The following is a 1,049-nucleotide window of genomic DNA, read 5'->3' as shown; positions in this document are numbered from 1 at the left end:
TCAATTGAGAGTATTCCGTAATGTACGACCTGTTCAACAGGTATCTTGTGTATCGAAACAACGGGAGTGTCCAAACGCTCATAAGCTTCTATCAATTGCACACTACACGTTTTTTGCATACCTGAGCGGTAAATAGTATCACCTAACAACAGCAATACAGGCTCATCGCCGCAAAAATCCCTGCCTTGAAAAACCGCATGACCAAAGCCTTTTTTTTCTTTTTGAATACAAAAAGTAATTTTTTTTCCAATTTCAATTATTTTATTTTCATAATCCAGCATACTTGCCGGAAGTTTTTCAGAGTGTTTCTCCGGTAGTGAAGATTGGAAATATTTTTTATAAACTTCAATTTCATCTTCTCCGCCTGTAATAAGACAAATTTCATCTATCCCGCTGTCATAAAGCTGTTCCAAAAGTATCAGAATAACCGGTTTAACCATGCCATCACTGTCTATTACCGGCATGAATTCTTTTTTCATGCTTCGGGTCGCAGGATAAAGCCTTGTACCATACCCCGCTACGGGAATAATAGCCTTATGCACAAGATGACGGGGCTTAATTGTAAGAGAGTATGCCGTAAGATCATTTTCGTTAAGATAATCAACTAACTTCTTTTGACATTCCTCATCCTTTGCAAGAAATTGCACAGAACCGTCGCCTTGTGAACCAACGCCTTTTCCGCCAAATGTCAATGACTTTACCGTTGAAGGTGCAAACGAAATTACAATTCCTATAAAAATTGACTACCTTAAAGAAAGGAATGGAGTATACCCTGTTATTGTTCAATTCAATATTAAAAACCCCGCAATGCCGGAAGGAGACCCAAGAATGTTAGGGATAGGGTTGACTAGTTTTAGTATAAGTCCTATAGAGTAATTCTCAATTTACAAACAGGAGAACAAATAAATGCATAAAAAAACATCACTTTTTGTTCCCGGCAGGCTTTGTCTTTTTGGCGAACATAGCGATTGGGCGGGGCTTCACCGTGTTATAAACGCGGACATTGTGCCGGGAGCGTCTGTTGTTACCGGAATAGAACAGGGAATTTA

At 39.1% G+C, this 1,049-nt stretch carries 1 protein-coding gene; it reads right to left on the bottom strand.

Translation table 11 applies throughout. The features are described 5' to 3' along the window. The coding region (locus ACYVRH_RS13195) for a sugar phosphate nucleotidyltransferase (protein WP_461257358.1) at positions 1 to 692 on the bottom strand (692 nt) is incomplete at its 3' end. Between the last annotated feature and the right edge of the window lie 357 nt (positions 693 to 1,049).

It is taken from the genome of Treponema sp. R80B11-R83G3 (assembly GCF_054786115.1).
Note: the sequence above shows the minus strand (reverse complement) of the source record. Positions and strands in the feature narration are given on the sequence as shown.